Genomic DNA, 6,015 nt, shown 5'->3' with positions numbered 1-6,015 from the left:
CCGAGGTCTCCGCGCTCGAAGCTCCTCCGTGCTCATTCTCACCCATCTCAACACCTCCGTCGGCCCAAATTAAGCCGTCTGGGATGTCTCAAGAAACCCTGGGGCGGAGGACTGTCGATCGTCATGCCTCGGAGCAGGTAGGGCCAGACCTTATGCTCCGGGTGAGGCACCGAGGTTCGCGGCCGCTGATAAACGGCCCGGAGCCCCATCTTCGCCATCAGCCGGCGCACCCGCTTGCGCCCGACGCAGTACCCCTGGTTGCAAAGGTGCCGCGCCATCTGGCGGCTGCCGTAAAACGGCGTCTCCAGGAACCGCGCGTCGATCAGCTTCATCAGTGTCAGGTTCAGCGCGCTTTCGCCCCGCCTCGGGCTGTACCATGCCGACCGGCTGATCCCGACCAGCGCGCATCGCCGCGCCACTGGCAGCGACGGATGCCCCGGCTCGATCATCTCCCGCCTCCGCGCCACGCTCATCGGCTGGAGGCTCGCGCTAAAAAATCTCGCTCCACCAGCAGCTGGCCGATCTTGGCGTGCAGCTTCTCGATCTCGCCCTCCTTCTCGGCCGCCTGTGCTTCGACCTTCCCGGAGAACACCCCGGCCATCCCGTCAATGGCCTGTCGCTTCCACGTGTTGATCACCGTCTGGTGCACGCCGTGCTTGATCACCAGCTCGGCGATCGTCGCTTCCCCACGAATGGCCTCCAGGGCCACCTTCGCCTTGAACTCGGCGCTGTACTTCTTCCGTTTGCCAGCCACGCTGTCCGTCCTCGTGCTCGTTGCTGGCAAGCTTAGCGCGGTGTCCGGATCTCGGGGACCACCTCTCTACAACGGCCGCATCATCGCACAGCTACGCTCGTGCAGGGGCCGTCCACGCCATCACGTCACTGCCCCCGGGGCGGCGGCCTGACGGCGCGGTCGCCGTTCCTGCGCTGGGCTTCGTCGCCGCAACGTCGCATTTCAGTCACAAATTGTTCGCGCCCTCCGGCTACGCGAGGTCCGAACGTAACTTCTCAAAGCGGAGATCGCGGCATGCTGACGTCGTCGTCAGACGGGGCCCATGTGGTCGGAAAACCATGGGGTCTGGGCCGGCGGTTCGCGGCCTCCGCGGTCGCCTTCCTCGGAATCGGCGCGCTCATCTTCCTCGTAGCCGGCGTCAACACCGAAGGACGCCTGTCGGGGGCGGGCTCGACCTTCGTCAACCCGATCCTGCAGCGCGTCTCGACCGCCTATCAGGGCTATCTGGCCGCGGACCGGGTCGATCCGACCCGCCAGGAGGGCGCGAGCGGCGACTGGACCGCGGGCGCGACGGCGCTCGACTACGACCCGGTCGGCTCGGTGGGCGGGCTGACGCGGCTGAGCGATCCGGCGGTGGGCTTCGCCGCCACCGAGGTTCCCCTCACCCCGGCGGAGATGGAGGCCAAGGGGCTGATCCAATTCCCGCTGATCCTCGGCGCGGCGGCGCCGGTGGCGAATCTCGATCTGGGCGGCCGGGAGCTGACGCTGGACGCGGAGGTCCTGGCGGCGATCTACGGCGGAACCGTGACCAACTGGTCGGATCCGGCGATCGCCGCGCTCAATCCCGGCCTCGCTTTGCCGGACAGCCCCATCGCCGTGCGGCACCGCAGCGACGGTTCGGGCACCACCTGGACCTTCACCGGCTATCTGGCCCAGGCCCCCGGCTGGACTGCGGGCCGGAGCGCCCAGGTCGCCTGGCCGGTGGGCGAGGGCGCGAAGGGCAGCCGCGGGATCATCGAGGCGGTCAAGGCCACGCCGGGCGCCATCGGCTATTCCGAGGCCGGGCAGGCGCGCGCGGCCGGGCTGACCGTGGCGCGGCTGGTGAACGGCGCGGGCGAAACGCTGGAGGCCAGTCCCGAGACGGTGCGCGCGGCCAGCATAGTCACCGGCTGGGAGCCGGGTCGGGAGACCGCGCCGGCGTCGCTCGACCAGGGCTGGCCCATGACCGCGCTGGTCTATGTGGCCATGCGCGCCGACGCCCCCGAGGCCGAGCGGACGCTGGCCTTCTTCCGCTATTTCTACGCAGAGGCCGCGCGCCAGGCCGAGGCGCTTGGCTATGTGCCGCTGCCGCCCGAAGTGGTGACGAAAATCGAGGCCTATTGGACCTCCGTTTACAACGACAAGCAATCCTGAACGGCGCTTTTCGCGTCCGAACTCAGAGGTGGATACGTGGAAGTCGATCTGTTCAAGGAAATCATAGTTCCCGTGATCGGGGGGCTGGGCATATTCCTGCTCGGCCTCGAGTTCATGGCGAGCGGGATCCAGGCGCTCTCGGTCAACAAGATGCGCGAATGGCTGGCCAGGATGGCCGGCACGCCCGCCAAGGGCGTGATGGCGGGCACCCTCATCACCGGCATCATCCAGTCCTCGACAGCGATGACGGTGATGACCGTCGGTCTCGTCAATGCAGGCGTTCTCGGCCTGCGGTCGGCGATTTCGGTCATCATGGGCGCGAACATCGGCACCACGCTCGGCAACGGGCTCATCGCCCTGCCGCTCGGACCGCTCGGCCTGCTCTTCGGCGGCATCTTCGCGACGGTCTACTGCTTCGCGAAGTCCGACCGGGTGCGCAACATCTCGCTGGCGACGATGGGCTTCTCGCTCATCTTCTACGGCCTGAACCTGATGACCGGCGGCCTGAAGCCGCTGCGCAAGATGCCCGAGGTCCTCGAGATCATTCAGTCGCTCGACGCGGGCACCTTCGGTGGCGTCGTCGTCTGCGTGCTGGTCGCGGCCAGCGTCACCGCGCTGATCCATTCCTCGTCGGCGACGATCGGCATCGTGATGGGCCTCGGCGCGAGCGGCATCCTGTCGTGGGAAACCGCGGTCGCCTTCGCCGTCGGCGCCGACCTCGGCACCACCGTCACGTCGTGGATCGCCTCGCTCAATCTCTCGAAGAACGCCAAGCGGGCGGCCTACGCCCACATCGCCTTCAACTTCATCGGCGTGGCGGTCGTCCTGATCCTGTTCTTCCCGGCGCTCAGCCTGATGAAGTGGCTCCTGGCCCTGTGGGGCATCGATCCGGGCGCCCCGGTGATCGTCGCCGGGCAGGAAACCTTCCCCGGCGTTCCGATCGCGATCGGCTTCTTCTCGATCTTCTTCAACATCTTCAACGTCATCATCCTGTTTCCCTTCGTGAACGTGTTCGAGCGCGTGCTGGCGCGCGTCGGCCACACCAGCGACGAGGACGTCGAGGACTACTCGGTTCCGCGCTTCCTCGACCGCAAGCTGATCGCCGACTTCAACACCGCGCTGCCTGCGGTGAGCCAGGAAGCGAACCGCCAGCTCCAGGCCGGCGCGGTGTTCCTCGACATCGCCCGCGACAAGAAGAACGCGCCCAAGGATCCGGTCGAGCACCACGCCGCCACCGACGTGCTCGGGCGCGAAATCCGCTCCTACTCGGCCCAGCTGTTCCAGGAAGGCCTGTCGCGCGACCAGCTCGACCTCGTTGCCTCCCTGATCGAGGAGGTCGACTTCACCTCGGCGCTGTCGGAGTCGCTCTACCAGATCGCGCGCCGGGTGAAGCGCGAGCCGTTCTCGGACGCCGCGCGCGAGGTGCTGAACCTCGGCCTCGAGCGGCTGGACCAGGCGATGAACACCGTCCTGTTCCATCCGGCGGTGCAGCCGCGCATGCCCGCGGGCCACAGCGTGGTACCGGGCGTCGAGGAACTGCGCTGGAAGGCACTTCAGAGCCGCGACGTCGCCGCCGGCGAGAAGGGCGCGCTCGTCGCCCTGCTCGGCTCAATCGAGCGTGCCGAGGGGCTGATCGAGCGCATCAGGGCCGAGCGCGCTTCCGTCGACCGCAGCGCCATCGTCGTCCAGACGCAGCGCCCGACGTCGGAGACGCCGTCCCCGTCCGGTTCGACCGGGTTCGACCCGGTCCCGGCCGAGTAGGGTGACTTGGTCGCTGAGTTCCAAAATTCCCGTGCGTGGATGTCCCCTTGGATGCAAGCCGCTTTTTGGAGCAGCAATGGACGATGATCTGGCGCGGTCGTGCGTTCGGCCTCGTTACGCGGCTGTCATACACGCTGCGGGCCCGTATGGTGATGCGCGGATCGCGGCCCTAACGTTAAGGCGTGCTCTGGGGCGCTGGGGATTCTCCAGGTTCCCGCGATCCTGTCTCGATGACCGTCGTCCCTTACCTTTCCTGGACCAGCTCACATCCCCCGGCGTACCCGCCGCGACCGCGCTCAGGTGGCCGCGACGGGATCTCGATAGTTCTCACCGCGCACTGTCCTCGCCCAGACGATGCGCGCCATCTTGTTCGCCAGCGCAACCATGACGAGCATGCGCGGCTTGCGCGTCAACATGCGCTCGAGCCAGGAGCCGGCCGGTGCGCCCCGGCGTGAAGCCCATCGGATCACCGCCGAGGCGCCGATGATGAGCAGGTGCCGGATGTCGCGCTGGCCCATCTTCGACGTCCGACCGAGCCGGGTCTTGCCTCCGGTCGAGTGCTGCTTCGGCGTCAGCCCGACCCAGGCGGCGAAGTCGCGCCCGGCGCGGAAACTCTCCATCGACGGCGCGAAGGCGGCGATCGCCGCGGCTCCGACCGCGCCGATGTCGGGCACNAAACAAATGCATCCAGCTTCGGACGTCGGATCGGTGACCGGCGCTGATAGCCGGGAGGAGTCGAATACGACAGCATCTTGGCAACGCTGTCGCGCGATATGTTGAAATGCTTCGCTGCCTGACGCCGGCTCATCCCTTCCGAGACGGCCAGGCGAACCTTCAGATAAAGTTCCACGGTGTAGATCCCCTGTCCCTCCTGCGTTCAATGCAGAAGGGAAATAGGTGGCCGGATTTTACTCCGCCCGCGGCCGGACTATCCCGCCGCTACCGTGGCCGGTTTTTGCACCGCCGCTCTCACCGAACTCGGCGAGATGGCCGCGCAGGGCGTTCACGAGCTGGGTACGCTGGCGCACCAGCGTGTCACGCACCCGGAAGGTCATGCCGGCTGCCTGCTGATCGGAGGTTTTCAGCGCGACGAAGCGCATGGTCGGCCGCGAGGCGGCCTCGGCGATCGTTTCCGCGTCGGCGGCATCATTTTTCTGCCGCTTCACATACGGCTCACATGAGGAGGATCGCATTAAGCAAGGATTCGTCAGGTCATCGGTTTCTCCTTCCTGACGTTTTCAGATCTCGGGTCCCGCCCCTCGTAAAGCGCGTGTAGAGGACCTACGCGCTCAAGCTCACATACGGTCGCCGGTGATCGGCTGCACCATCATCCCGCATCCTGCGGTCGGGGCTCGGGAAGACGGGACCATTCTTCACTACGGCTGATTGGGCCATACCCTACACCGGTCCGTCCGCCCGGATCCGCCGAGGCTGATCAGGCCCCGATGGAACGCTGGAAGTCGTTCGCCTTCAATCTGATCATAAGCATCCGGCCTGGACCACGGTCACGCTGCCTTGCGCGGAGCGGCCGTGATGGGCTTCCAGTTCCACGGAAGCAGCTCGGGCACGCGCGAGACCTTGGTGTCCGGTAGCCGCGCGATCCCTCATCGGCGACGAACGGACGCGAGGAAGCAGCGGTCGCGACAACCGCCTTTTCGTTGAAGCCGTCCTGTGGCTGGTGCGCACTGGTGTGCCGTGGCGCGATCTCCCCGATGCATTCGGCCCCTGGAACAGCGTCTTTCGGCGTTTCAGCCGATGGAGCCGCAAAGGTGTCTGGACGCGGATCTTCGCGGCGATGTCGGATGGCTCGTCGCACCGGCGATATTCTGCGCGGGGCTCGGCCTCGCCAGGTGGTATTCGTCATGACACTCGAGGGGCTTTCGGGGATCGGAACGGCCGTCGCGCTCGTGGCCAGCACGTTGTGGCTGGTGGCGGAGGCGCGGGCAGAGGTCTGGGAATTCGACAGGAGCGGAAAACTGATCAGGCAGATCGGCTGGACGCGCTAGCCGAGATGCGACTTCGGACGAAGCGACAGGTTCTCCGTCCTGTAGCCGTGGCCGATGACGTTGGCTTTGAAGACCTCGGCCGGGGTTCGATAGCCAAGACAC

Annotated in this window: 3 protein-coding genes and 4 pseudogenes; 4 read left to right on the top strand and 3 right to left on the bottom strand. The window is 66.6% G+C overall.

Annotation, left to right across the window (positions count from 1 at the left end; all coding sequences use genetic code 11):
* Positions 1-107 precede the first annotated feature (107 nt).
* Positions 108-754: pseudogene (locus ACLJK8_RS21755) on the bottom strand (IS3 family transposase); the annotation flags it as partial.
* A 273-nt stretch (positions 755-1,027) separates the two neighbouring features.
* On the opposite strand from ACLJK8_RS21755, the gene pstS reads away from it, so the two are divergent.
* Complete coding sequence (pstS, locus tag ACLJK8_RS21750) at positions 1,028-2,146, top strand: phosphate ABC transporter substrate-binding protein PstS (protein ID WP_413152526.1); 1,119 nt, start codon at positions 1,028-1,030, stop codon at positions 2,144-2,146.
* Between the two features lie 36 nt (positions 2,147-2,182).
* The gene (locus ACLJK8_RS21745) at positions 2,183-3,907 is read left to right on the top strand and encodes a Na/Pi cotransporter family protein (protein WP_413152524.1); all 1,725 of its coding nucleotides are present in this window, start codon (positions 2,183-2,185) and stop codon (positions 3,905-3,907) included.
* A gap of 296 nt (positions 3,908-4,203) precedes the next feature.
* On the opposite strand, the pseudogene ACLJK8_RS21740 reads toward ACLJK8_RS21745, so the two are convergent.
* Positions 4,204-4,578 (bottom strand): annotated as a pseudogene (locus ACLJK8_RS21740) (transposase); the annotation flags it as partial.
* Positions 4,579-4,878: 300 nt separating this feature from the next.
* Positions 4,879-5,082 (bottom strand): annotated as a pseudogene (locus ACLJK8_RS21735) (IS110 family transposase); the annotation flags it as partial.
* Positions 5,083-5,513: 431 nt separating this feature from the next.
* On the opposite strand from ACLJK8_RS21735, the pseudogene ACLJK8_RS21730 reads away from it, so the two are divergent.
* Positions 5,514-5,711, top strand: a pseudogene (locus tag ACLJK8_RS21730) (transposase); the annotation flags it as partial.
* Positions 5,712-5,769: 58 nt separating this feature from the next.
* On the top strand, positions 5,770-5,913 hold the full coding sequence (locus ACLJK8_RS21725; RefSeq protein ID WP_413152522.1) for a hypothetical protein: 144 nt from the start codon (positions 5,770-5,772) through the stop codon (positions 5,911-5,913).
* Positions 5,914-6,015: the final 102 nt, after the last annotated feature.

The sequence above is a fragment of the Amaricoccus sp. W119 genome, from assembly GCF_047275745.1.
Classification (GTDB): domain Bacteria; phylum Pseudomonadota; class Alphaproteobacteria; order Rhodobacterales; family Rhodobacteraceae; genus Amaricoccus.
This window is presented reverse-complemented; position numbering and strand designations above follow the sequence as displayed.